We start from the raw sequence: 24,706 nt of genomic DNA on the forward strand, positions 1-24,706 counted from the left end.
CCGAGCCCGCCCCCCACCACCACAGGAGCACCCCATGGCAAGCAGCGGCACCGGCCTGTTCAGCGCCGACCCGATCGTCTCCCAGAACTTCTTCCTCGAGATCGACGGGCAGGTCGTCTCGGCCCTCATCTCGGTGTCCGGCCTCGACGTCGAGGTCGGCGTCGGCAAGGTCACCCAGATCGGCGCGGACGGCAAGAAGCAGCAGGTCAAGTTCCTCGGCCAGACCGTCGAGGTGCCGGACCTGCAGCTCACCCGCGTCGCCCCCGGCGACGTCACCAACGACCCGCTGTGGAAGTGGTTCAAGGCCGTGCGCGAGGGCGGCCTGAGCGGCTCGCGCGACACCAACCGCAAGAACGGCTCCGTCGTGCTCTACGACGCCGGCGCCAAGGAGGTCGCGCGGTTCAACTTCTTCAACGGCTGGCCCAGCAAGATCTCGACCGACCAGCTGTCGGTCGACGGGTCGGACGCCATCAAGGAGACCGTGTCCCTGGTGATCGAGCGCCTCGAGAGGGTCAAGTGACCCTGCGCACCCGGTACGAGTTCACGCTCCCTCGCGGTTACGTCGACCGCGAGGGGGCGCTGCACCGGCAGGGCGTCATGCGGCTGGCGACGGCCCGCGACGAGCTCGAGCCGCTGCGCGACCCCACGATCAGCGGCCCGGACGACCCGCGGCTGACCGTCGTGGTGCTCGCGCGGGTCGTCGAGCGCCTGGGGGCGCTGGAGCTGGTGACGACGCACGAGATCGAGGGCCTGTTCGCCGCCGACCTGGCGTACCTGCAGGACTTCTACGGCGTCATCAACTTCGGCACCCCCGCCGAGGTCGAGGAGTTCCTGGCCGGCCAGGACGACGTGGCCGCCGCGGCCCCCGCGGCGCCCGCCGCCGTCGAGGAGCCGACCCCGGCCGCCGACGTCCCGGACGCGGGCCTCGTGCCGTCCGCGCGTCCGGCGCGCTCGGCGATCGAGGAGCTCCCGGCCGAGACCCGGTGAGCGGACCGTGCTGCGCTACCCCGTCGACGCGGTCTGGCAGGAGATCGCCTACCTGGCGTACCACCTGCACTGGCCGCTCGACGACCTGCTGGACCTCGAGCACCTCGACCGGGTCCGCATGGTGCGGGCGGTCGCGGCGATGAACGAGCAGGCGTGGGAGGCGGTGCGCGAGAGTGTCTGAGCAGACGCCCCTGGGCGGTGGTGTGCCGACGACGTCCGGCAGGTTCCTGCTGGAGGTCGACGGCGTGGAGATCGGCACGTTCCGCGAGGTGCAGGGCCTGCGCCTCGACGTCGACGTCGTCGAGCACGTCGAGGGCGGCCAGAACGGGTACGTGCACCAGCTGCCCGGCGTGATGCGCTGGCCGCACCTGGTGTTCACGCGCGGCATGGTGCAGTCCGACGCGCTCTTCGGCTGGGTGCAGCGGTCGTCCGGGCAGGGCTTCGCCGGCAACGGCGACACCCTCACGCGCGCCACCGGCGCCGTGACGGTCCTCGACGACCGCGGCAACCGCATGCGCTCGTGGGAGCTCGACGGCGTCTTCGCCGTGAGCTGGACGGGCCCGTCGCTGTCCGCCGACTCCGACGCGCCCCTGACCGAGTCCCTCGAGGTCGCGCACCACGGGTTCCGCGCGGTGACGCGGTGACGGGGCCGGACCCGGTGACCGGCACGCGCGCGTCGCGGCCGACCCCGGCGACCCCGCTGGGCGCGGCCGTCGCGCAGCGGTGGCGCCGGCCCGGTCCCGTGGGCCGGGCGCGCCCCGCCGCGATCGGGTCGCTCGCGTCCGCCGCGGTGCGGTTCGCGTCCGGCTCCGGGCGTCCCGTCGCGGTGCGGCGCGCGCTCGCGGGCCCCGCCGCAGCGCCCGCCCGGGTCCGCGTGGTGGACGACGTGCGTCCGCCGCGCTGGTGGTCGTCCGGCCTGGCCGCCGAGCGTCGGGCACGTGCCGCGCAGGACGCCGGCGTCGTCGCCGCGATCGGCGACCGCCCGCGCGGTCTGCCGCGCTCCGCCGACCGGCTGCCCGACGAGCGCGGCCACCGCCCCGGCGCGGTCCAGGCACGTCTCGCTCCGCGCGTCGTGCCGATGCGCCTGCCCGACGCGGTCCGCGCCGTCGGCACCATGACCACCCTCTCCGACGTCGCCCCCCGACGCCGGACCGCCCGGGGTCGCCCGGGGCCGACCACGGCGCCGCAGCAGCCGTCTCCCGGCCGTCCCGCGCCGGGCGCTGCGGCGCCGACGAGCCCGACGGTCCCCGGCGCCCCTGCGCCCTCCGGTCGTCCCGGTCCCGGGGGCGCGCTGGTGCGCCGTCAGGTCCACGCGGGTGCCGCGGCGCGCCGTCACGCCGCGGTGCGCGCCGAGCGCGCGTCCGAGCTCACGCGCCGCACCGCCGGCGAGCGCACTGCCACCGCGCGCGCCGGCACCGACAGCTCCGCAGCCGAGCGCACCGTCACCGGCAGCTCCGCAGCCGAGCGCGTCGCCGCGGGCGGCACCGCGGGCGGCGCGGCCCGCGGGTCGTCGCGACCTGCGGGCGCGGAGCCGGACCGACCCCGCGTCGGGGTCCCGATCGCGACGGGCGGCCCGGCCGGGTCGCCCGCACCTGCCCACGCCTCCCCGGCCGCGGGCGAGCAGCCCGGCCCCGGACGGGCCGCGGTGCTGGACCGGCCTCTCGCCGGAGGGCGCGGCGGCACGGTGCGCCGCGCGGCAGCCGGTCTGCCGACCGCCACGGCTGCCCTCGCCGGGCCCGTGCGTCGTGCGGCGCTGGCGCTGCACGGCCCGCGTGACCTCGCCGTGCGCGCCTCCGTCCCCGGCACGCCCCTCCCGGGCCGCCGTCCGGTCACGGCGGTGCGGCGGTGGGCCGCGGAGACCCGCTCCACGGCATCCGAGGGGACCGGCCTCTCGGCGCCTGCGCTGCGAGCCGCCGCCGCGTCCACCGCGGCACCGTCCGCCGCGGGCGCCCCGGGACGTCGTGGTCCCGCCCTGCCGCCGGCGCAGGGCGCCGTCGACCGGGGACGCGTCCCGACGGGGCGTCCGGCCACCCCGGGTCGGCCGGACACGACGGGTCGGCCGGTCACGACGGGTCGGCCGGTCACGACCGGTCGCCCTGCCGTGCCCGGACCCTCGGCGGGCTCGCTCGACGCACCCTCCCGGGTCAGCGCGTCGGCGCTGCCCGACGCCGCCTCCCTGTCCGCCGCGTCGGCGCTGCCGGGCGCGCACGGCACCGGCCCGGTCGCGTCCTGGCGCGGCGCCGGCCGTGTGCCGGGAGCCGGCCACCGGCGCGGCCTCGTGCGGCGCTCGGCCGGGCTCGGCACGGGTACGCCCACGCTGCCGGTCGGACGGCACGGCACCGCCGCCCACCCCTCCCTGCGTGCGGCCACCCGCACGCCGGCCACCGGCGCCCACGCAGGAGGCGCGTCGACCGGGCCTGGCGCGCCGGCGGCCGGGCCGGTCGCCGGATCGCGTCCGGCCCAGGACGTGCAGCCGAGCACCGTGCGCCGGGCGGTCGCCCCCGCCGCGTCGGCGGTCGCCGCCGCGGCCCGGGCCTCGCAGGCCGCGACCCACGTCACGGTGCCGGGCGCTGCCTCACGGTCGGACGGACCGGCGGCGCCGGTCCCGACGTCGCGTGCCGCGGCGCCCGCACCAGCAGCGTCTGCCGCGCCGTACGGCTCGACCTCGCCCGCCGCGACGTCCGCCGTCGCGCGCGCGACGGCCCCGGCGGTCCGCACGCCCGCGAGCATCGCGGCGCGCGGCGCGGCGACGTCCACCGCGGCGACGTCCACCTCCGCGACCTCCTCCACCACCGCGACCTCCACCGTGACGTCGCACGGCGGTCCCGCGCGCGCCCGCACCACGTCCCTCGGGACCGGCGGCGACCAGCACGTGCCCGCCGGGCCGGCAGCCCGGCCGGCACCCACCGGTGCAGCGGTGCGACGCTCCGTCGCGCGCGCCGGTGGTCCGGCGGCCCGCACGCCCGCCGTCGCGTCGCTGCGCGGGGCCGGTGAGCTCGCCCGCGCGGTCCAGCCCGTCGGGGTCCGCGCCACCGCGCCCGCCGGCGCGCTGCGTGCGGCGGTCGCCGCACCGGTGCTCCCTGCCGTCGCGCGCACGGGCCGGGGGTCGGCGGCCGCCACACTTCTCGCGTCGAGCGGCGGCCCCGGGCGCGCGGGGGCCGCGGTCCCCGCGCTCGGGGCGTCCGCCGCTCCCGTCGGCGCACCGAGCGGGCGTCCGGGCCTGCCCGGTGCACCGGCCGTCCCCGCGGTCGCGCACCCGACGTCGCACGGCGCACGGGGCCGCGTCCCCACCGGCCGCGCCGCGGCGGGCGGCACGGCGGCGTCCGGGGCGCACGCGACCGTCGCCGGCGCCCCGGCGCCTGCCCCGGCGTTCGCCGCGGCCGGCGTCGTCCGGCGGCTGACGGTGCTGCCGCCGCGCACGGTCGTGCGCCACGACCCCGTCGCCGCCCCGCCCGCGGCACCCGCGTCGGGCGGGCTCCCGGCCGCCGCCACCCGCGGCGCGCCCGGTGCCGCCCCTGCCACCCCCGCCTCGGCCGCGGGCGCCACCGTCGTCCGTCGGTGGCTGCCGCCGGCCGGCCAGGAGAGGACCCCCGTGCACGACGAGGTACGCCCACCCCATGCGGACGTCGAGCGCCGGCTGCGCGCCGAGCTGACGTCGTGGCTGGAGCACGAGCTCGACGACCGCGTCGTGCGGCTCGTGGAGGAACGGCTGGCGGAGCAGGACGAGAGGCGCACCTGGCGCCGGACGCGGGAGGTCTTCTCATGACGGCGACGACGGCCCCGGTCAAGGCGTTCCTCGAGATCGAGGGCGGGCAGAAGGTGCCCTGCCTGTTCAACCCGGCGCAGCTGCAGCTGACGCGCGAGAACCACTGGGTGGGTGACCCGCGCCCGGGCCGCGGCGTGCCCAGGCTGCGGTACGCCGGGTCGTCGTCCGGCGTGCTCACCGTCGACCTGTTCTTCGACACGACGCACGACGGCACCGACGTCACCCGGCACACCGGGCGCCTGCTGGAGCTCATGGAGGTCGACCCGTCGCTGCCGGGCGCGGACGAGGCCACGGGCAACGTCCGCCCGCCGACCGTCACGTTCCACTGGGGCGACCTGCACTCGTTCACCGCGGTGGTCGCGGCGCTCGAGCTGACGTTCACGTACTTCTCCGCGTCGGGGACCCCGCTGCGGGCCCGGGCGGGGCTCGAGCTGCGGCAGTACGAGCCGTCGCGCGCGTTCGGCCCGCAGAACCCCACGTCGGGCACGCCCCAGCCGCACCGCGTCCACCGGGTGCAGGCCGGCGAGACGCTGGACCGCATCGCCGCGCAGCACTACGGCGACCCGACGCGGTGGCGTGCGCTCGCGCAGGCCAACGGCATCGACGACCCGCTGGACCTGCGTCCCGGCACCGTGCTGTCCGTCCCGCGGGGTGACGCGTGAGCACGGACGTCGGGACCGCCCGGCTCAACCCGCTGGCGCACACGTCGTTCGACGTGCGCCTCGGCGGGCGCCCGCTGGGCGTCACGGAGCTCGACGACCTCGTCGACGTGCGGGTGCAGCGCGGCGTGCGGACCGTCGGCCGGGCGTCGCTGACGTTCGTCGACCGCGGGTACCGGCTGGTCACCTCGCGTCTCGCGATCGGGCAGGACGTCGAGGTGCGCGTCGACGGCACGGCCCTGTTCACGGGCACGGTCACGGCGCTGGGCACCCGCGCGGACCACCGCGGCAGCACCACCACCGTCACGGCCCACGACGGCGCGTACGCGCTGACCACCGACGCGGGGGTCGTCGCGCGCGCCAACGTCGACGCCTCGCAGGTGGTCGCCGAGCTCGCCCGCGCGGCGCGGCTGACCGTCCAGGGCTGGCCCACCGCGCGCACCGAGCCGTGGCACCTGCAGGCGGACTCGCCGCTCGGGCTGATCGACGAGCTCGCGGTCGCCTCCGGGCTCGACTGGGTGGTCGACGGCACGACGCTGCGCGTGTGGCGGCGGGCCGACGGCACCGCGTCCGGGGCGCGCCGCGCGCGCCTGACGCTCGGTGTGGACCTCGAGGAGCTGTCCGCGCGCCAGGTCGGACGACCCGACGCGACGTACGTCGTGCAGGGCTGGGACGCCGCGACCACGACGTCGGTGCGCGCCACCGCCGACGCACCGGCGCCGCGCGCCGGCTTCACCGCCCGGGTGGACGCCGGGGGCGCCACGCCGCAGATCCAGGTCGGCGGGCTGCAGGTGCGCTCCGCCGAGGAGGCGCGGGTGCGGGCGCAGGCCATGGCCGCCCGGCACGGCCGCGTCGAGGCGCAGGGCCGCGGCCCGCTGCTGCCCGACGTGGTGCCCGGCGGTGAGGTCGAGGTCGCCGAGGGCGGCCCCCTCGACGGCACGTACTACGTGCAGGAGGTCGAGCACCGGTTCGACGGTCGCGCCTCGCGCACCACGTTCGTCGCGGGCGACCGCGAGCCGGTCCGCCTGGGCGGTGCCACGGGGGAGCGTGCGGTGCGGTCCGCGCGGCACACCGGGCTCGTCGTCGCGACCGTCAACAGCACGGACGACCCCGACCGCCTGGGGCGCGTGCGGGTCACGTTCGTCACCGCGTCGGACCGCACGTCCTCCGACTGGGCCCGGGTGCTCGCGCCCGGCGGCGGCAGCGCGGGCGGCATGGTCCTGCAGCACGAGCCGGGGGACGAGGTGCTCGTCGCGTTCGAGGGCGGCGACGTCAGCCGGCCGGTCGTGCTGGGCGGGCTGCACTCGGCGCAGGCGCTGCCGCCGCAGACCGTGCGTGCCCAGGGCGGTCCGCGCGTGCGGGCCCTGCACGCGCGGCACGGCCAGCGCCTCGTCCTGGGCGACGGCGAGTCGGGCGACGACGCCTACGTCGAGCTCGCGCTCGGCGCCGCCGGCCACGGCCTGCGGATCTCGCAGCAGCAGGCCGTCCTCGAGGTCGGGAAGATCCCGCTGCGCATCGTCGCCGGGTCGTCGTCGATCGAGCTGGACGGCACAGGACGCGTCACCGTGCGCGGCACCGACGTCGCGGTGCAGGCGGACAACGAGCTACGGCTGAAGGGCACGACCGTGAAGATCGAGGGCACCGCGAAGGTCGAGGTCACGGGCGCGCAGGTCGCGCTCAAGGCCAGCGGCACCGCCGAGGTCTCCGCGTCCGGCCCGACGAAGGTCGTCGGCAACCCGGTGGCGATCAACTGATGAGCGACCTCCAGCACCCCTCGGCGCGCATGACGGCCGCCGCCGACTTCGTCGGCCGCGGCTTCGCCTGGCCCTTCGCGGTCGACCACACCGGGTCGATCGCCATGACCGACGGGACCGGTGACGTCGAGGACGCCATGCGTGTCGTCCTGCTCACCGCCCCCGGCGAGCGGCTCATGCGCCCCGCGTTCGGCTGCCGCATCTGGGACCTGCTCTTCGAGCCGATCACCCCGAACCTCGTCGGGCTGGTGCGCCAGGCCGTGCGCGACGCGCTGGCCCAGTGGGAGCCGCGGGTGGACGTCGAGGACGTGCGCCCCGTGCAGGACCCCGGCGAGACCGGCCTGCTCCACATCCAGATCGACTACCGCGTCCGGTCCACCAACGACCGCCGCAACCTGGTCTTCCCCTTCTACGTGATCCCCCGCGAGGACTCCTGACATGCCGCCGCTCGACCCGCCGAACCTCGACGACCGCCGGTTCCAGGACATCGTCGACGAGACCAAGCGCCTCATCCCGCGCTTCACGCCCGAGTGGACCAACCACAACCTGTCGGACCCCGGCGTCGCGCTCGTCGAGCTGTTCGCGTGGGTCGGGGAGATGGTGCTGTACCGCGTCAACCAGGTGCCGGACCGCATGTACGCGCACTTCCTGGAGCTCGTCGGCGTCGAGCCGTTCCCGCCGTCGGTGGCGCGCACGCGGCTGACGTTCCTGCTGGCCGCGCCGGCCACGGAGCCCGTGGTCGTGCCCGCGGGCACCGCGGTCTCGACCGTGACGGTGGGCGGGCAGGACCCCGTGGTGTTCGCGACGTCCGCCGAGGCCGTCGCGGTCCCGCCGGTGCTCGTCGCGGCGCGCACGGCCGGCCCCGACGGCGCCGCGTCCACCGACGCGTGGGAGGCCCTGCAGGTGCCCGGCGAGTCCGTGCGCTGCTTCCCGTCGTCACCGATCCGCGACGGCGACGCGCTGTACCTGGGCTGCGCCGGGCCGCTCGCGGACCTCGTGCTGCGCCTGGACGTCACCGCGCACGCCGAGGGCATCGGCGTGGACCCGACGCGCCCGCCCCTGGCGTGGGAGGTGTGGAGCGGCGAGGCGTGGGTGCCCACGGTCGTGGACGAGGACACCACCGGCGGGCTCAACCGTGACGGCGCCGTGACGCTGCTGGTCGGCGACCGGCACGCGCCCCTGACGATCGGCGGGACCACCGCGTACTGGCTGCGGGCACGGCTGCTCGACCGCGCCGACGGCAGACCCGCGTACCAGGCGTCCCCGCACGTGGGCTCCGTGCAGGTGCGCACGGTCGGCGTCGGCGTGCCCGCCGAGCACGCGCAGGCGATGCCGGCCGAGGTGCTGGGACGGTCCGACGGGCGCCCGGGCCAGCGGTTCGCCGTGTCCGCCGCACCCGTCGCGACGCGGCGGCCCGACGAGCGCGTGGTCGTCGTGGACCGCACCGGTGCGACCGAGTGGGACGAGGTCCCCGACTTCTCCGCCTCCGGCCCGGACGACCGGCACGTCGTGTGGGACTCCGCGACGGGCGAGGTGCGCTTCGGCCCCGCCGTCCGCCAGCCCGACGGCCGCACGCGCCGGCACGGCGCCGTCCCGCCGGACGGTGCGCAGGTGCGGGTCACCGGCTACCGGACCGGCGGCGGGTCGCGCGGCAACGTCGGTGTCCGCACGCTGACGTCGCTGCGGACCGCGCTGCCGTCGGTGCGCTCGGTCACCAACCTGGTCCCGGCCACGGGCGGCGTCGACGCCGAGACGGTCGAGGAGGCCAAGGTGCGCGGGCCGCTGGCGCTGCGCGCGGGGCAGCGTGCGGTCACGGCGTCCGACTTCGAGCAGGTCGCCCGGCAGGCGTCGGTCGAGGTCGCGCGGGCCCGGTGCCTGGCCGTGCCCCCCGACGGGCCGGTGGCGCCGGTGCACGTGCTGCTCGTGCCGCAGGTGCGCACGGACCCGCGCACCCACACGATCGACGACTTCGTGCTCTCCCCGCGGCTGCTCGACACCGTCGCCACCGAGCTGGACCGGCGCCGGACCGTGGGGGTCTCGGTGGGGCTGGGGGCGCCGTACTACCACGGGGTGTCCGTCGCGGCGCTGGTCCGGGCGGTGCCCGGGCGGCCCGCGCAGGCCGTGCGCGAGCGGGTCGTCGAGGCGCTCACGCGGTTCGTGCACCCGCTGGTCGGCGGTCCGCACGGCACCGGGTGGCCGTTCGGCCAGACGCTCACCGCCACCGCCGTCGCGCAGGTCGTCGAGGGCGTCGACGGCGTCCTGGGCGTCGACGAGGTCACGCTGTTCGGGTACGACCTGCGCAACGGGCGGCGCGTCGGCGAGGGGCGCGAGTCCCTGACGATCGACGCGGACACGCTGCTGCTGTCCGCCGGGCACCGCGTGGTCGTGCGATGACGGCGGTGCTGATGACGGCGGTGCCGAGGACGGCGGGGGTGCACCGTGGGACGCGCTGACGACTGGCTGCTCGCGCAGCTCCCCGGCGGGATGGTCGCGGAGGACTTCTTCGCGCGGTTCGTGCGGATCTTCCAGGCCGAGGCCGAGACCCTGCTGGCCCACCCGGACAACCTCCCGCACCTCGCGGACCCGCGGCTCGCGCCGCCGGAGATGGTCCGGTACCTGGCCCGCTGGATCGGCCTGCCCGGTCTGGACGCGGACCTGCCGGAGGACCTGCAGCGCGACCTGCTCGTCGCCGGCGCGGCCGCGCTGCCGTGGCGGGGGACGGCCCACGGGCTGCGCCTGCTGCTCGAGGGGTACACCGGCGGGCCGGCACGGGTCGTGGACGGCGGCGGTGTGCACCCGCTGGGCGAGGAGCCGGACGACACCGCGTGGGTGCGGCTCGAGGCCGCCACCCCGGGGCGGCTGACGCAGGACGAGCTGGTCGAGCTGGTGCGTGCCGAGGTGCCCGCGCACGTGCGGGTCGAGCTGGTGGTGGGCGGTCGCACGGTGTGGCCGCGACCCGAGGAGGGGTCCCGATGACCGAGGTGGTCCGTGAGCCGGTGCTGCCGGCGCGCCCGGGTGCGGCGGGAGGCACCCTGACGGTGTGCCCCGAGTGCGGCACCCGCACGGCGCTGGACCTGCTGCGCCGCGACGCGTCCGGGTTCTGCCCGCAGTGCGACTTCCCGCTGTTCTGGGCCGACCGCGGCGGCGCGGGGGCGCCCCCCGGGGACACCGACCCGGGGGCCGTGCGCCGGTCGCCCGGCGTCGAGGGCGAGGTCGCGGACGTGGTCGTCGTCTGCCACGGCTGCGGGGAGCACAACGGGCACGCGCGCGGCCCGTGCGTGCGGTGCGGCGGGGACCTGACGCCGCCCCCGGCGCCGCTGCTGCCGCCGCCCCCGGCCCCGGAGCCGGCTCCCGTGGTGGTCGAGGTGCCCGTGCCGGTGCCGTGCACGCACCCCCGCACGTGGGTGGTCGCGCTGGTGTCCGGTCTGCTGGGTGCCGGTGCGGCGTTCGTGGCGGCGATGCTGCTGCTGGGCTGAGCGTCGCGAGCCCGCCGGTCGGCGGGACGGCCTCAGCGCGGGAGCGTGAGGATCTCCGCGCCGTCCTCCGTGATCGCCACGGTGTGCTCGCTGTGCGCGGTGCGGCAGCCCGTCGCGCTGCGCAGCGTCCAGCCGTCGGGGTCCGTGACGAGCCGGTCCGTGTCCGCCATGACCCACGGCTCGAGGGCGAGCAGCAGGCCGGGACGCAGCGGGTAGCCGCGGCCCGGGCGGCCGGCGTTGGGCACGTGCGGGTCCTGGTGCATGGTCGTGCCGATGCCGTGACCGCCGAACTCGGTGTTGACCGGGTACCCGGCGTCGGTGAGCACGGTGCCGATGGCGTGCGAGACGTCACCGACGCGGGCACCGGGCCGTGCGGCGGCGACGGCGGCGGCCAGCGCGCGCTCGGTCGTCTCGACGAGCGCGACGTCGGCGGGGTCGCGCGGCGTGCCCACGACGAAGCTGATCGCGGAGTCCGCGGCGATCCCCCGCAGCGACACCGCCAGGTCGAGCGTCAGCAGGTCCCCGTCGCGCAGCGCGTAGTCGTGCGGCAGGCCGTGCAGGACCGCGTCGTTCACGGCCGTGCAGATGTAGTGGCCGAACGGGCCGCGACCGAACGACGGCGCGTAGTCGACGTAGCAGGACTGCGCGCCGGCGTCGACGATCATCTGCTGCGCCCACCGGTCGATCTCCAGCAGGTTGGTGCCGACCGTGGCGCGGCGGCGCAGCGTCTGCAGGATCTCGGCGACCAGGGCTCCCGTGTCCCGGGCACGGGACACCTCGGAGGGGCTGAGGATCTCGATCACGTGTCAGTCCTTCTCGGCCGTGCGGTGCGACGCGTGGTGCCACGCGTGCGCCCCATCCTCTCCCACCGTGCGGCTCACCCGTCGACCGGGGCGGCGCCGTCCTGACCGCCGCCCTGGTCACCACCCGAGCCGCCGCCGCCCGGCCCCGGCACGACCGTCACGGGCTGCACCTGCACGCCGACGGTCGTGCTCGACGGCGCCCACGTCGTCGTCGACGAGGGCAGGTAGCGGACCGCCAGCGTGCTGCTCCCCGGCGACCAGCCGGTCGTCGGCACCCGGACGGTGGCGGTCCCGCCGGCGAGCGGGACGGCGGCACCCCACACGCTCGGGGACCCGACGCCGACCTGCACCTGCCCGGCCGGTGTGCCGGAGGCGGTGGTCACGGTGACCGTCACGGTCAGGTCGGTGCCGACCTCGACCGGTCCGGCCGACCGTGCGGAGACCGAGGTCACCGCGGGCACGGGCGTCGTCGTCGCGGTGACCAGCAGCTGCGTCGCACCGGCGGGCACCGTCGCCTGCGACAGCGCGACCCGCCACCCGGGGCTCGTCGTCGCGGTGAGCGCAGCGGCCGGTCCGGCGGTGGACCCGGGCAGGTACAGCACGGAGTCGCTCGCACCGTCGAGCAGCCGCACGTCCACCGGCGTGCCGCCGGTCGGTGCGACCGTGACGTCCACCGCGGGCGCCCCGCCCGTGGCGCGCAGCCGCAGCTCGACCTCGCGCAGCTGCAGCGGCACGGTGGTCGGACCGGACACCTGGACCGTCTGCTGCACCGTCGCCAGGTGCCCGGCGGGGCCGGCGGCGCGCACCGTCCACGTGCCGGGCGGCACCTGCGGGAACGTCGTCACGTGCCGCGTGCCGGACCGCGCGACCGGCTGCGGCCCGAGCACGGTCCCGGTGGCCGACGTCAGCGTCACGAGACCACCGGTCAGGTCCGCCCCGATGCTCGACGTGAGCTGCACCGTCACCGCGTGCCGGGTCAGCGGGAACGTCACGTCCAGCACGGTGCCCTGCCCGGGCACGACCTGCACACCGCGCGTGAGGGTGGTCCCGGACGCGGTGAACGTCAGCGCGTACGTGCCGCCGCCCAGCCCGCTGAGCAGGTAGCGCCCGTCGGTGTCCGTGGTGACCGAGACCCCGTCGGTGCTGCCCTGCGGCGTCGCCGTCACCGTGACGCCCGGCAGCGCGTCGGTCGAGCCGTCGGCGGCCTCCTGCGTCACCTGGCCCTGCACCGCACCCGTGGGGGTCGCCAGCGGCACCTCGACGCGCCCCGGCTGGCCGGGGCCGACGGTCACGCGCGTGCTGACGGTCGTGTACTCGCTGGTCGAGGGCACGACCCACAGGGTGTACGTGAGCGGCAGCAGACCGCTGAACACGAACTCGTCGCCGTCCACCGTGGGCGGTGCGATCGTCACGGCGTGGTCGGAGTACGCCAGGCGCACGCTCAGCCCCGACGTCACGGCGGCGCCCGCGGCGTCGGTGACGCGCACGGTGAGGGTCGAGCCGAGCGGGTCGAGCTCCAGGTGCGAGGTCGTCGTGCCCGGTGCGACGACGGCCCGGACCGTGGCAGCGGTGTGGGCGTCCGCCGAGGCGGTGACGTCCCAGTCGCCGTCCCACAGGCCCTCGCGGTCCAGGTCGCCCACCAGCGTGAACGCGCCCGACCCGTCGGACCGCGCGCCGAACGTGACGTCGCCGGACCCGGTGCCGTCGGCGGGGCCCACGGCGCGCACCTCGGCCCCCGGCAGCGCGACCGTCCAGCCGGCACCCAGGCGGGTGGACACCGTGCCGTGGATGCGGCCCAGGCCCGCGAGCGGCACGGACGGCGTCGCGACCGACCCCGCACCGACCTCGACGCCCACGGGTGCGGGCGTGCGGAACCCGGCGGCGACGACCTGCAGGTCGTACGCGCCCACGGGCAGGGCGCCCAGGTCGACCACGGGCGTGCCCGTGACGTCCCGCTGCGCGACCACGGCCCCGCCGGCGGACAGGGTGACGCGGGCGGCGGCCAGCGGCGCGGCCCCGTCGGGCGCCAGGGTGACCCGCACGCCGCCGTCGCGCAGCAGCACGGTCTGCGAGTGCGTCGTGTCCGCCGTGTCCGCCGTGCGGTAGGGCACGTCGACGACGACCTCGGTGGTCGCGGTGGGCGTGCTCCACCCCGGGGCGCGCAGCGCGAAGCGGTACGTGCCGGGGCGGATGCGGTTCTCGACGCCGATCGCGGTGTCGACGAACGTCAGGGCCACGCGCGTCGCGGGCCGCGCGTCGGGCGCCTCCCCGTGGGTCGTGGCCGTGCCGGTGGCCGCCGGCGTGAGGCGCACGGTGCCCGTGCCGGGCGGCGCGGACACCACCTCGAGCGCCAGGTCCGGCACGGCGGCGACGGCGGGGACCAGCAGGGCCGACGCGTCGAGCAGCTGGTACGACGGGGTCAGGACCACCCGGTCCACCGCGCCCAGCTCGACCGCGCCGAGGCGCTGGGCGTCGAACCCGTCGGCCTGGACCGCGATGTCGACCTGCCCGGACACCAGCGCCAGCACCGGCAGGCCGGCGCAGGCGGCGGTCGCGGCCGTGCAGACGAGCACCTCGCCCGACGCGTCGGCGGTGAAGGTCTGGCTGCGGCGCACCTGCGTGGTCCCGGAGTACCCCACGACGCCCGTGACGGTGACGCGGGCACCGGGCAGCGCCTGGTAGGCGTCGTCCGCGGACTGGACGACGACCTGCACGACCTGGTCCCCGACGGGTGACGCGAGCACGACGGTCGCGTCGAGCTGCTGGTTCAGGGAGATGTCGCGCTCGACGACGACCTCGACGCCCGGGTCGTCGGGCGCCGACGTGACGATCCGGTAGGTGCCGGGGGTGAGCCCGCGCAGCTCGGCGATGCCGTGCGTGTCGCTGACGGCCGTCCGCACCGTCGGGCCGCCCACCTGCTCGGCCCGCACGGAGGCGTCGCGGGCCACGTCGATCGCGCCGGTCGCGTCGGCGCGCAGCGTCGTGACCCGGATGATGCCGAGGCGCTCGATGGTCGCGTCGTACCGTCGCGTCTCCCCGGGCAGCAGGACGACCTCGACGGGATCGGGCGTCACCCAGTCGTCCGCCGGCAGGCCCACGACGACGACCTCCCACGTCCCGGCGGGCAGGCGCCGCAGCTCGTACATGCCCTGCGTGAGCCGCGCGCAGCGGGCGTCGGTGCCCGTGCAGGTCGCGGTCGCGGGGGCGCACGTGGTGGCGGACCCGGCGGGGCGTGCGACGACGCACACGTCGGTGGGCAGGGCGCCGACGCGCGGCAGCACCGAGCCGACGAGGGACGGCGACGGCGTCAGCGCGACCGTCGCGGCCTCCACGACCACGCCCATCGGCACGGTGACGGCGACGGTGCCCGTCTCGTACCCGGGCACCGACACGGTGAGCGTGTACCGGCCGGGCAGCAGGCCGCCGTCGCCGTCTGCGGGCAGGACGTAGGCGTCGTCCGGGGCCGCGGTGGTGGTGACGGTGCGCGTCGTGCCGTCCAGGGCGGCGGCGGTCGTGGTGACCGTGACCAGGCACGGCTCGGTGGTGGCCAGGCACTGCACGCGCCCGCCGGTGGAGGCGTCGGTGACGCGGCCCGTGACGCCCGCGGTCGCGACGAGCCCGTCACCGGGCACGGACGTCAGCACGAGGTCCGAGGACGCCGCCGCACCGGCGGCGACCTCCACCTGGGCGTGCCCGGTGACGTACCCGAACGCCTCGGCGGACAGCACGTACGTGCCGGCGGCGACGCCGACGAACCGGTAGGACCCCCGGCCGTCCGACGACGACATCGACTTGTACGTGGTGGTGCCGTCGCTCAGGGTGAGCCCGGCCGCGGTGACGCCGGCGCCGTCGTCGGCGCGGACCGTGCCCGAGACGGAGCCGCCGACGGCCGTCATGGCGACCTCCCACCCCGCGACGCCCGCCGCGGTGACGTCCAGCTCGCGCGTGACCGTCGCGTACCCCGGCCCGCCGACCGTCACGGTGTACGTGCCGGGCACCGGCAGGTCCGCCAGGACGAACCGGCCGGCGTCGTCGCCCGTGAGGGTCGTGGCGGTCCGCGTGACGGTGCCGTCGGTCGCGGTGACCGTCAGGCCGCCGATGCCGCCGACGCCGCCCAGCGCCGCGGTGCCGACCGCGACGCCGGTGACCGCCGCGACCCCCGGCTCCACCGCCAGGTCGACGTCGCGCTCACCCGCAGCGCCCAGTGCCACGAGCCGCGACGTGCTGCCCCAGCGGTCGGACGACGCCGTGACGAGGTACGTGCTCGGCGTGCTCAGGCCCTCGACGGACCAGGTGCCCACGCGTCCCTCGGTGACGGTGCGCGTGGTCACCGTCGTCGTGCCGTCGGTGAGCGTGAGCTCGACGCCGCCGACGGGCCCGTCGGGGCCCGTGACGAGGCCGCGCAGCACGCCGTCGCCGGCGCGCAGCTCGGTGCGCAGCGGCGCCGCGGACAGCTCGGCACCCGTCAGCACGTACCGCTGGGTGCGGTAGCCGGGCTTGGCGACCGTCACGAGGTAGCGCGTCGTGGGGGACAGGCCGGCGAACGCCCACGTGCCCGCCGCGTCCGTCGTGGTGCGCAGCCGCTGCGCGGTGCCGGTGGTGCCCTCGACGGTCAGCGCGGTGCCCAGCAGCTTGCCGGGTGCCGCGTCGGCGGTGCCGGCCAGCACCCGGCCCACGGCGGCGGCGACCGGTCCCGCGGCCGGGGCCAGCGCGGTGGTGAGGGCAGCCCCGAGGGCCGCCCGTCCCACGGCGGCGGCGGAGGTCGGGACGTCGGTGCCCGTCGTCGTCGCGGCACCGGTCGAGCCCCACAGCTCCGACGTCGGCACCACCTGCACGCTCGCGTCGCCGGGGTCGGGCCCGGTGACCTGCCCGGCGACGCGCAGCGTGGCGGTGCCCGGGGCGGCGTCCGGAGCCGCGGCCGCGTCCCCGCCGTCCCCGCCCGTGGCCGTGCCCGACCCGTCGCCGGACCCGTCGCCCGGCCCGTCCGCCGCCGGGGACCCGGGGTCCGCCACGAGCGTGTCGCCGTCCCGGTCGCCGAGCGCCGTCACGACGCGCGGGATCCCGACCAGCGCCCCACCGACCCACAGCGCGAGCACGGCGACGACCGCGGCGACCTTGAGCACACCCGGCCCCAGCCACGCGCGCGACGTGAACGTGCCCGGCACCTGCTGCGGCGCGCCGCGCCCGGTGACGGTGACGGTGAACGTGTGGCGCTGCGCGTGCCCGACCCAGCGGGGCACGGTCCGCAGCACGGCCGGCACGCGCACGGTCCCCGCGGCGGGGACCTCCACGGCCGTGTGCGGCACGTCGACGTCGACGCCGTGGCCGGTGGCCGACAGCCGCACGGCCGCCGGGGTCGCCGTGGTGTTGGCGAGCACGACCTCGACGCGGCGGCGGCCGCGCCCCCGCGCGTCCGTGGGCTCCACACCGGCGACCAGCCCGTCGGCCACGGCGAGCGTGAGCACGGCGTCGGTGACGGTGCGTCCCGCGGCGCTCTCGACCACCACGAGGAACGGGTAGTCGCCGGGGGCGGCGCCCGCCGGCGGCGTCACGCGCAGCGTCGTGCCCGCGGTCGCGCCCGGGGCCAGGGCGGGCACCGTCACGGCCTGCGCGGCCCACGCCGGCTCGAGGCCGATCGCGTGGACCTGCACGTCCAGCGGTCCGGCGGCGACGTTGCGGACGCGGACGGTGACGTCCACGTCGCGGCCCGGGGACCCGTGGGCGGCGCTGCCGACCGTCACCGTCGGCGCGGTGGCGGTGCTGCGCCGGGAGGCGTCGCTCACTGCGGTGCTCCGATCCTGCGTGCCGCGGCACGCGCGTTCACGAGGTCACGTCCACGGTCCGCTGCTCGCTGGCGCCCAGCGTGAACGGCGCCGAGACGCCGAGCACGGAGCCGCCCGCGACCACGCGGACCTCCACGAGGTAGTTCTGCGGTGCGTCGACGTCGTCCAGGGCGTACGCCCCGGCGGCGTCGGTGGTCGTCGACGCGACGGGCTGCGCGCCCGCCAGGCCGTAGTCCGCGGCGCGGAACAGGCGCACGGTCGCACCGGCGGCCGCGGCACCGGCGCGCGTGACCGAGCCCCGCACGCCCGCGGGTCGCACGAGCACCGGGCTGAGCGTCGCGTCCTGCCCGGCCTGCACCACGACGATCTGCGAGACGCTGCGGGTGCCGGCGCGCGTGAACGTCACGGTGTACGTCCCGGGCGGCAGGGCGTCGACCGCGTACCGGCCCACGGTCCCGGCGGGTGTCGACGCGGTCGTGACCGTGCGGGTGACGGTCCCGGACGCCACCTGGACCGTCACGTTGCCGGCCGGTGCGGGGGCGCCGGCGGCGTCCTGCTGCTGCACGGTGCCGGACAGCGTGCCCGTCGCGGAGCGCATCGTGACGTCGAGCCCCTGCGCGGACGCGGCGCCCGACGTGACGCGCCCGAACCCGTCGACGCTCACCGAGAGCACCTGCGACTGCAGGTCGGCGCGCGCGAACGTCACGGTGTACGTGCCGGGCACGGGGACCCCGGTCATCCGCCACGTGCCCGACCCCGACCGTGCGGCGGTGCGCCACGTGCTCGCGCCGTCGGTCACGGTGACCTCCACCCCGCCGGGGTCGCCGACCGGCACGCCCACGGTGCCGCCGAGGGCGCCCTCGGCGTCCCCGAGCACCACGGCGACGCCCGTGAGTTGCTGGCCCTCGCCGAGCGTCAGGGTCAGCGTCGAGGGGGCGCGACCGTCGGCGCTGACGACGACCGTGTAGGTGCCGGGGGTCGGCAGGCCGCGCAGCACGAACGAGCCGACGGCGTCCTGCGTGAGCGACACCGTCTCGACGCGCACCGCCGCGGACGACGCGACCACGGTCGCGCCGCCCAGCGGGCCGCCGCCGCCGCTGACCGTGCCGCTGATCGTGCCGTCCCCGAGCAGCAGCGACAGCTCCAGGCCGCTGCGGGACTCCCCGGCCGCCACGTCGACGCGCTGCACGTGCGTCGCGAACCCCGGCTTCGTGACGACGAGGTCGTACACCGCCGGCGACGGGACGTCGGCGACGTCGAACGTGCCGTCCTCGCCCACGGGCACCGTCCGCACGACGACGCCGTCGCCCGCGACCGGTGCGCCGCCCTCGCCCGCGACGTCCGTGCCCAGCAGCGGCGCGGTGTCCAGGGGCATCTGCACCTGGACGGTCGCGCCGCCCACGTCGTCGCCCGTGACGACGCCCGTCAGGGTCGCGGGCACGCCGCCGACGACGACCACGAGACCCTCGGCCGCGGCGCCGTCCTCGACGTCCACGGCGGTGGCGTCGTCCGGCGACGACGCCGCGGGGTACCAGACCTCGGCGAACCCGGCGCCGCGCACCCGCAGCAGGTAGGACCCGCCGGCGAGCCGCCCGACCGTGAACGTCCCGTCGGGGGCGGTGGCGACCGTGGCGACGGCCGCGCTCGTGTCGTCCGGGTCGACGACCTCCACGCTGACGCCGCCGAGCGTCGCACCCGTCGTCAGCTCCACCACGGTGCCCGCGACGCGCGCGGTCCCGCTCGTCGCCGCGGCGTCCCGCGCCTGCGCGACCTGCAGCGCCAGGTCCCGGTCCGCGGCCGAGCGCTGCACGACCGTGCCCAGCGCCAGCGCGATGACGGTCGCGAAGACCGTGACGGCGGCGAGCAGGCCCACCAGGGCCAGCGCACCGCGCGTGAACCGCGGGCGCTGCACGAACACGCCGGTCGCGGCCGGGGGCGCGTCGGGGGCGGGGGCGTGCGGGCCGGTGGTCCGCAGCTCGAAGGGCCGCAGCAGGGGGTCCCCGACCCACGGGCGGCGGGCGCGCGCGGTCAGCGTCACGGACGTCGACGCGCGCGGGGGGACGACGACCTCGGGCGGGTCGAACGCGAAGACGGCCCGCGCCTCGGGGTCGACCGCCGCGAGCCCGCCCACGTGCTCGGTGTTGCCGTCGTTGTGCACGACGGCCGTGAACACGGCCTGCCGGCCCGCGGTGACGGTCGGCGGGTCCAGCACGACGCGCGTGCGGCGCACCGCGGGCACCTCCAGCACGACCTCGTGCAGGCTCACGGCCGCCGGGTCCGCCCGGTCGACGACCTCGACGGTCGCGGTCCCGCGGCCCGCGGGGGCGTCGGGCGGGAGCGTGAGGGCGATCCGCACGCCCACGGTCGCACCGGGGAACAGCCGGGGCTCCGGGTCCGCGACGTGCACCCACGCGGGGTCGACGCCGAGGACGCGCACGGCGAACCCGGTGATGACGTCGCGCGTGTTCGTCAGCGTGACGACGACCTCGCCGGTGACGCCGGCGCCGGCGGGCAGGTGGCGGGGGGTGACGTCGACGTGCATCAGGCGCCCGCCACCGTCAGGTCGGTGCGCACCGAGGCGCCACCCGCCACGGTGACCAGCGTGGTCACCAGCACGCGGCCGTCGGCGTCCAGCACGGAGACGGTCCACCGGCCCGCGTGCAGGCCGTCGAGGGCGTACGTGCCCGCACCGAGCGTCCCGCTCTGCGCGGACGTCGTGGTGCGCACCTCGGCGCCGTCCGTGGCCTGCACGGTCAGCCCCGCGGTGCCGGCACCCCCGCGCAGCACCCGCCCGCTGACCGTGCCGACCGCGGGTCGCAGGGTGACGGTCCCGGCGGACCGGGTCGCGGCGTCCACCGCGACCGTGGTCGACGTGTACCCGTCCCGTGCGAACGTCAGCGTCAGCTCGCCCGCCCCGACACCGGCCAGGGTGAACGCGCCGACGTCGCCCGCGGTGAGCGTCGTGGTGGTGCCGCCCGCGCCGCCCGCGGTGACCTGCACCCCGCCGAGCCCGGTGCCGGCGGGGTCGACGACCCGGCCCGTGACGGTGCCGGCGCCCGCGGGCAGCGCGACCCGCACGTCGTCGCGCTGCTCGCCGGCGGCGAGGTCGACGACGAGGGTCTGCGTGCCGTACCCGGTGCGCGCGAACGTCAGCACGTACGTCGCCGGCGTCGGCAGCGCGGGCAGCACGAACCGGCCGACCTCACCGACCGTCGGCGTGCCGACCTGCACCTCCTCGCCGTCGACCGTGGTGGTCACCGTCACGCCGCCGAGGGGGCGGACGCCGTCGGTGACGACCCCCGCGACCTGGCCGGTGCCGGCGCCGAGGGTCACGGCCGTCGCGATGCGCTGCTGCCCGCCGAGCACCCGCTCGGTGGTGGTGGTCGGGGCGTACCCCTCGGCCGTGAACGTCAGCGTGTACGTGCCGGGGGCGGGCAGCCCCTCGAACAGGTAGGTGCCGCCCTGCGTGGCGGTCGTCCACGTGAGCGCCGGGTCGGCGCCGTCCCACGCGGCGGTCGCGGTGACGTCGACGACGACCTCACGCGTCGTCTGCCCCACCTCGACCGTGCCCGTCAGCGACGCCGCGTCGCCCGTGACGCGCAGGTCGACGCCCTCGGTGGTCTGCTGCGCGGGGGCGCGGACCTCGCGGGCGGCCCCGTCGGTCGCCGCCGCCGGGTACCAGAGGGTCGTGTACCCGGGGGACTGCACGCGCACCAGGTACGGCCCGGGGAAGAGCCCGGACATCGTGTACGTGCCGTCCGACTGCGTCGCGGCCGACGAGACCACGCTCAGGCCGTCCCGGGTGCGCCGCAGGGCGTCGACCGTGAGCCGTCCCACCCCCTCGCCGTCGACCGCCGACGTGACCGTGCCGGTGAGCGTCGCGCCGACGGCCGCGGGCACGGCGCCGTCCTTCGGCAGCGCACCGTCCGGGGTGGCGCCCGCGCCCACGGTCGCCGCGTAGAAGGACCCCGCCACGACCTTGCCGACCGGCTCGGCGCCGAGCGCCGTGCGCATGCCGAACCACATCGCCGCCGCCCAGCCCGCGACGATCGCGACCAGGACGAGCGCGGTGACGGCGCCCCGGCCCACCAGCGGGCGGTGCCGCAGCGTCAGCAGGACGTCGCCGCGGACGGCCGCGTCCCCGAGGCCCACCGCCTCGACGCGCACCGCGCGGTCCTGGTCCGCACCCAGCAGGCGACGCGGCGCGTGCACGACGACCGTGGTGGCGGCCGTCGCGGCCACCGGCACGTGCAGGGTCGAGGGGGTGAGCGTCGCGGTGAGCGCGCGGTCGGTGTCGACGGCCCGCAGCGCCAGGTCCAGCGGGACGTTGCCCGTGTTGGTCGCCTGCACGGTGTACGCGGCGCGCCGGCGGGCGCGCACGAGCGTGGGCACCGCCCCGAGCCGCGTGCCCGGCCGTGCGGGCACCGTCAGCTCGATCGGCAGCGGTGCGGGGGCCGCCCCGCCGGTACGGCCGGTCAGCACCACCGACAGCGCGTGCGTCCCGGCCGGGTACGTCCCGGGCAGCCGGAACGTGAGCTGCACGTGCGCGGTCGCGTCGGGGAACAGCACCACCCGGCTGGGGCTGACCTCGACCGCCCCGGCGGGCACGCCGAGCACCTGGACGGTCAGCTCGTCGATCACCCCGGAGGTGTTCTGCACCTCCAGGGGGACCGTCCCGGTGCCACCGGGTGCGACCTCCAGGGCGCTGGGTGCGCTGACCGCTCTCATCGGCGCCCGTCGACGTGGGGCGAGAGCGCCGCCTCGACGCCGGCGACGGCGGTCGGTGCGTCCTGCCAGGGGTAGGCGTCCGCGGCGACCGTCGCGACCAGCGTGAACGACGCGCGGACCTGCCCGCCGAGGGACGTCCACAGGTCGCGCGGGCGGTTGCGCTCGTCGGACGCGATCGACAGCTCCACGGGCGAGGACAGCGCGGCGGGTGCGAGGTCGGCCGGGACGGTCGGGTGGGCGAGCAGGCGCGTCAGCACGTCGCCCAGCAGCTGGTGCTCGTCGCGCGTCGAGCCTGCCCACGCGCTGACGAGGAAGCTCAGCTCGACCATCGGCAGCGGGAACCGGCGGCGTGCGACGGTGCCGTCGGGGTTGCGCACGGGTGCGTCCACGCGGGCGGGGCGGCCCGAGCGGGCGACGTCGTAGAGGAAGAGGTTCACGGTCAGGCGGTTGACGGTGGCGGACCACGTGGACGTCGGGGCGTCGAACACGACGTCGCCCTGCTGCTCGCTCAGCGGCAGCGCGGTGCGCAGGAGTCGCTCCAGCCCGTCCTGCACGGCAGGGATGAGCACGGCACCTCCCGGCGGGGCAGCGGACCACGGACACGCCCGTCCGGCGCCGGCGCGCAGGAGAGTGCTGCGGGACCTGCCGTCGGGTGGCCCCACGCTACGGACGCGCCCGTGCGGCGGGCATCGGTAATCGCTACGGAACCTGCCCGGGACGGCTCGACGGGCCGTCGCGCGGGGTGCCAGGGTGCCGACGGGCGAGCGGACCGACCGCACGCCGTCCGGGCGCGACCCGGTGGAGGTGGGGGAGCACGGTGGGCACGTCGGGAGCGTTGCGGGCGTTCGAGGCGGCGGTCGCACGACGCGGCCCCGGGTGGTCCGACGCGACCGCGGCCCGGGCGGCGCTCGACGCGCTGACGGCGGACGCCCCGGGCCTCGACGCCCTCGACCCGGCCCTGGACGACCTGGTCGACGCGTGCGCGCTGACGCCGGCGGACCGGCAGGTCGTCGCCGTCGCGCTGCTGGCCGAGACGCACCCGGTCGCGCACCTGCTGTGCGGGCTGCTCGCCGGGGACGGCGCCGCGGGGCTGCCGACCGTGGCGCTCGCGGTCGAGCTGGCCGGCGCGTCCGTGCTGGACCCCGCCGCGCACGGCCGGTTCGCGCCGGGGGCGGCGCTGCGGCGCGCCGGGCTGCTGCGGCTCGTGGCCGGCGGCACGTTCGCCACGACGCGGGTGGGGCTCGTGCCGCGGGTCGTGGCCCACCTGCTGGGGCGTCGGGACGCGGCCGCCGAGGTGCGTGCCCTGCTCGCCGAGGCGGTGCCCGCGGACGTCACCGGGTACGCCGAGGTCGCGGCGGCGCTGGCCGCGGACGAGCCCCTGGTGTGGGTGCACGCGCCGGTGGGCGCGGCGGGCACCGGGCTGGCGGTCGCGGCGTGCCGCGAGCTCGACGTCGCGTGCGTCGTGGTCGACCTGGAGCGCGTGCCCGCCGTCGCCGGGTCGGACGGGCCGGCACGGGCGGCCCTGCACGACGCCGTGCGTGCCGCGCAGCTCGAGGCCGTGCTGGGCCGCTGCGTCCTGGTGCTGGCCGGTGCGCACCTCGCCGGCCCCGACCTCGTGCGCCTCGTCACGGACGGTGCCGTGCCGGTCGTCGCGGTCGGCGGCACCGTGTGGGACCCCCGCTGGGCGGGCCCGCTGCCGCCCACGGTCACCGCCGGGCGGCTGACGCTCGCCCAGCGGGCCGAGCGGTGGGCCGCGATGACGGGCCCGGACGTGGCGACCGCGGACGTCGTGTCGCTGCGCATGACCCCGGAGGAGATCGTCCGGGTGGGCCGCCGGGCACGGGCCGACGCGGCGCGGGACTCCCGCGACGTCGACGTCGACGACGTGCGCCGCACGGCGCGGCGGCTCGGCGGGGCCGCCGGCTCGCGGGTCCGCACCCAGGGCACGGCCGCGACGCTCGACGACCTGGTGCTGCCGGAGCACACGCGCCACGAGGTCGAGCGGCTCGTCGCGTGGGCACGGCACCGCGACGACGTCCTGGCGCTGGGTGACCTGCACGGCAAGGGCGGCAAGGGCACGGGGATCAGCGCGCTGTTCTCCGGCAGCCCGGGCACCGGCAAGACGCTCGCCGCGCACGTCGTGGCCGACACCCTCGGCATGGACCTGTTCCAGGTGGACCTGTCGTCGGTCGTCGACAAGTACATCGGGGAGACGGAGAAGAACCTCGAGCGCGTCTTCCGCCAGGCCGAGTCGCTGAACGCGGTGCTGTTCTTCGACGAGGCCGACGCGCTGTTCGGCTCCCGCTCCGCGGTGACCGACGCCAAGGACCGCTACGCGAACCAGGAGGTGGCGTACCTGCTGCAGCGCATGGAGGCCGCCGAGGGCCTGACGATCCTGGCGACCAACCTGCGCGGCAACCTCGACCCGGCCTTCGCCCGTCGCCTGCACTTCATGGTCCACTTCCCCGACCCGGACGTGCCCACCCGCCGCGCGCTGTGGGAGCACCACCTGGCGCAGCTGCCCGCCACGGACGCCGCCGACCCCGTGGACCTGGACCTGCTGGCCGAGACCGTGGAGGTCTGCGGTGGCGACATCCGCAACGTCGTCCTCGCCGCGACGTACGACGCGGTCACCGCGGGCACCCCGCTGGGGATGCGGCACGTGCGTGCCGCGACGGAGCGGGAGATCGCGAAGCTGGGACGGCGGCTGACCGACCCGCGGTGGTGAGCCGCGCGGTCGGCAACATGCG

At 77.6% G+C, this 24,706-nt stretch carries 17 protein-coding genes; 12 read left to right on the top strand and 5 right to left on the bottom strand.

Annotated features, from left to right (window positions below):
* The first annotated feature begins 34 nt into the window (after window positions 1-34).
* The 11 genes from BMZ16_RS02765 to BMZ16_RS02810 are packed head-to-tail and all read left to right on the top strand — an operon-like array spanning window position 35 to window position 10,642.
* Window positions 35-520 (top strand): phage tail protein, encoded by a 486-nt coding sequence (locus BMZ16_RS02765; protein WP_089798056.1) that lies wholly within the window; start codon window positions 35-37, stop codon window positions 518-520.
* Complete coding sequence (locus BMZ16_RS02770; protein WP_218143298.1) at window positions 517-987, top strand: hypothetical protein; 471 nt, start codon at window positions 517-519, stop codon at window positions 985-987. The genes BMZ16_RS02765 and BMZ16_RS02770 overlap by 4 nt, the downstream gene beginning before the upstream one ends.
* 7 nt (window positions 988-994) lie before the next feature.
* On the top strand, window positions 995-1,168 hold the full coding sequence (locus tag BMZ16_RS19140; RefSeq protein ID WP_177199566.1) for a DUF6760 family protein: 174 nt from the start codon (window positions 995-997) through the stop codon (window positions 1,166-1,168).
* Complete coding sequence (locus BMZ16_RS02775; RefSeq protein ID WP_089798057.1) at window positions 1,161-1,631, top strand: phage tail protein; 471 nt, start codon at window positions 1,161-1,163, stop codon at window positions 1,629-1,631. The genes BMZ16_RS19140 and BMZ16_RS02775 overlap by 8 nt, the downstream gene beginning before the upstream one ends.
* Window positions 1,628-4,753 (top strand): hypothetical protein, encoded by a 3,126-nt coding sequence (locus tag BMZ16_RS02780; protein ID WP_089798058.1) that lies wholly within the window; start codon window positions 1,628-1,630, stop codon window positions 4,751-4,753. Before BMZ16_RS02775 ends, BMZ16_RS02780 begins: the two co-directional genes overlap by 4 nt.
* Window positions 4,750-5,415, top strand: coding sequence for a CIS tube protein (locus tag BMZ16_RS02785; RefSeq protein WP_089798059.1), 666 nt, complete (start codon window positions 4,750-4,752; stop codon window positions 5,413-5,415). Before BMZ16_RS02780 ends, BMZ16_RS02785 begins: the two co-directional genes overlap by 4 nt.
* Window positions 5,412-7,166 (top strand): phage baseplate assembly protein V, encoded by a 1,755-nt coding sequence (locus BMZ16_RS02790; protein ID WP_089798060.1) that lies wholly within the window; start codon window positions 5,412-5,414, stop codon window positions 7,164-7,166. The genes BMZ16_RS02785 and BMZ16_RS02790 overlap by 4 nt, the downstream gene beginning before the upstream one ends.
* A complete protein-coding gene (locus BMZ16_RS02795; protein WP_089798061.1) occupies window positions 7,166-7,603 on the top strand; it encodes a GPW/gp25 family protein in 438 nt (145 codons plus the stop codon). Before BMZ16_RS02790 ends, BMZ16_RS02795 begins: the two co-directional genes overlap by 1 nt.
* Before the next feature lies 1 nt (window position 7,604).
* Window positions 7,605-9,560 (top strand): putative baseplate assembly protein, encoded by a 1,956-nt coding sequence (locus BMZ16_RS02800; RefSeq protein ID WP_089798062.1) that lies wholly within the window; start codon window positions 7,605-7,607, stop codon window positions 9,558-9,560.
* A gap of 45 nt (window positions 9,561-9,605) precedes the next feature.
* Window positions 9,606-10,142, top strand: a complete 537-nt coding sequence (locus BMZ16_RS02805; RefSeq protein ID WP_255366314.1) for a phage tail protein — start codon at window positions 9,606-9,608, stop codon at window positions 10,140-10,142.
* The gene (locus BMZ16_RS02810) at window positions 10,139-10,642 is read left to right on the top strand and encodes a hypothetical protein (RefSeq protein ID WP_089798063.1); all 504 of its coding nucleotides are present in this window, start codon (window positions 10,139-10,141) and stop codon (window positions 10,640-10,642) included. Before BMZ16_RS02805 ends, BMZ16_RS02810 begins: the two co-directional genes overlap by 4 nt.
* 32 nt (window positions 10,643-10,674) lie before the next feature.
* On the opposite strand, the gene map is transcribed toward BMZ16_RS02810, so the two are convergent.
* The 5 genes from map to BMZ16_RS02835 form a co-directional block, all read right to left on the bottom strand.
* On the bottom strand, window positions 10,675-11,445 hold the full coding sequence (map, locus tag BMZ16_RS02815) for a type I methionyl aminopeptidase (protein WP_089798064.1): 771 nt from the start codon (window positions 11,443-11,445) through the stop codon (window positions 10,675-10,677).
* A gap of 74 nt (window positions 11,446-11,519) precedes the next feature.
* On the bottom strand, window positions 11,520-17,228 hold the full coding sequence (locus BMZ16_RS02820; protein ID WP_089798065.1) for a carboxypeptidase regulatory-like domain-containing protein: 5,709 nt from the start codon (window positions 17,226-17,228) through the stop codon (window positions 11,520-11,522).
* Window positions 17,229-17,265: 37 nt separating this feature from the next.
* The gene (locus tag BMZ16_RS02825; protein ID WP_089798066.1) at window positions 17,266-19,770 is read right to left on the bottom strand and encodes a carboxypeptidase-like regulatory domain-containing protein; all 2,505 of its coding nucleotides are present in this window, start codon (window positions 19,768-19,770) and stop codon (window positions 17,266-17,268) included.
* A complete protein-coding gene (locus BMZ16_RS02830; protein ID WP_089798067.1) occupies window positions 19,770-21,956 on the bottom strand; it encodes a carboxypeptidase-like regulatory domain-containing protein in 2,187 nt (728 codons plus the stop codon). Before BMZ16_RS02830 ends, BMZ16_RS02825 begins: the two co-directional genes overlap by 1 nt.
* On the bottom strand, window positions 21,953-22,525 hold the full coding sequence (locus BMZ16_RS02835; RefSeq protein WP_177199567.1) for a Pvc16 family protein: 573 nt from the start codon (window positions 22,523-22,525) through the stop codon (window positions 21,953-21,955). Before BMZ16_RS02835 ends, BMZ16_RS02830 begins: the two co-directional genes overlap by 4 nt.
* 248 nt (window positions 22,526-22,773) lie before the next feature.
* Between BMZ16_RS02835 and BMZ16_RS02840 the strand changes: the two genes are divergently transcribed.
* On the top strand, window positions 22,774-24,684 hold the full coding sequence (locus tag BMZ16_RS02840) for an ATP-binding protein (protein WP_143082735.1): 1,911 nt from the start codon (window positions 22,774-22,776) through the stop codon (window positions 24,682-24,684).
* The last annotated feature ends 22 nt before the right edge of the window (window positions 24,685-24,706 follow it).

Source organism: Cellulomonas sp. KH9, from assembly GCF_900114185.1.
In the GTDB taxonomy this organism is placed as follows: Bacteria; Actinomycetota; Actinomycetes; order Actinomycetales; family Cellulomonadaceae; genus Cellulomonas.

Excerpts from the sequence above, each read along its gene's own strand:
- BMZ16_RS02810 (WP_089798063.1), top strand. The coding sequence starts at position 10,139 with ATGACCGAGGTGGTCCGTGAGCCGGTGCTGCCGGCGCGCCCGGGTGCG.
- BMZ16_RS02765 (WP_089798056.1), top strand. The coding sequence starts at position 35 with ATGGCAAGCAGCGGCACCGGCCTGTTCAGCGCCGACCCGATCGTCTCC.
- BMZ16_RS02830 (WP_089798067.1), bottom strand. The coding sequence starts at position 21,956 with ATGAGAGCGGTCAGCGCACCCAGCGCCCTGGAGGTCGCACCCGGTGGC.
- BMZ16_RS02800 (WP_089798062.1), top strand. The coding sequence starts at position 7,605 with ATGCCGCCGCTCGACCCGCCGAACCTCGACGACCGCCGGTTCCAGGAC.
- BMZ16_RS02785 (WP_089798059.1), top strand. The coding sequence starts at position 4,750 with ATGACGGCGACGACGGCCCCGGTCAAGGCGTTCCTCGAGATCGAGGGC.
- BMZ16_RS02795 (WP_089798061.1), top strand. The coding sequence starts at position 7,166 with ATGAGCGACCTCCAGCACCCCTCGGCGCGCATGACGGCCGCCGCCGAC.
- BMZ16_RS02825 (WP_089798066.1), bottom strand. The coding sequence starts at position 19,770 with ATGCACGTCGACGTCACCCCCCGCCACCTGCCCGCCGGCGCCGGCGTC.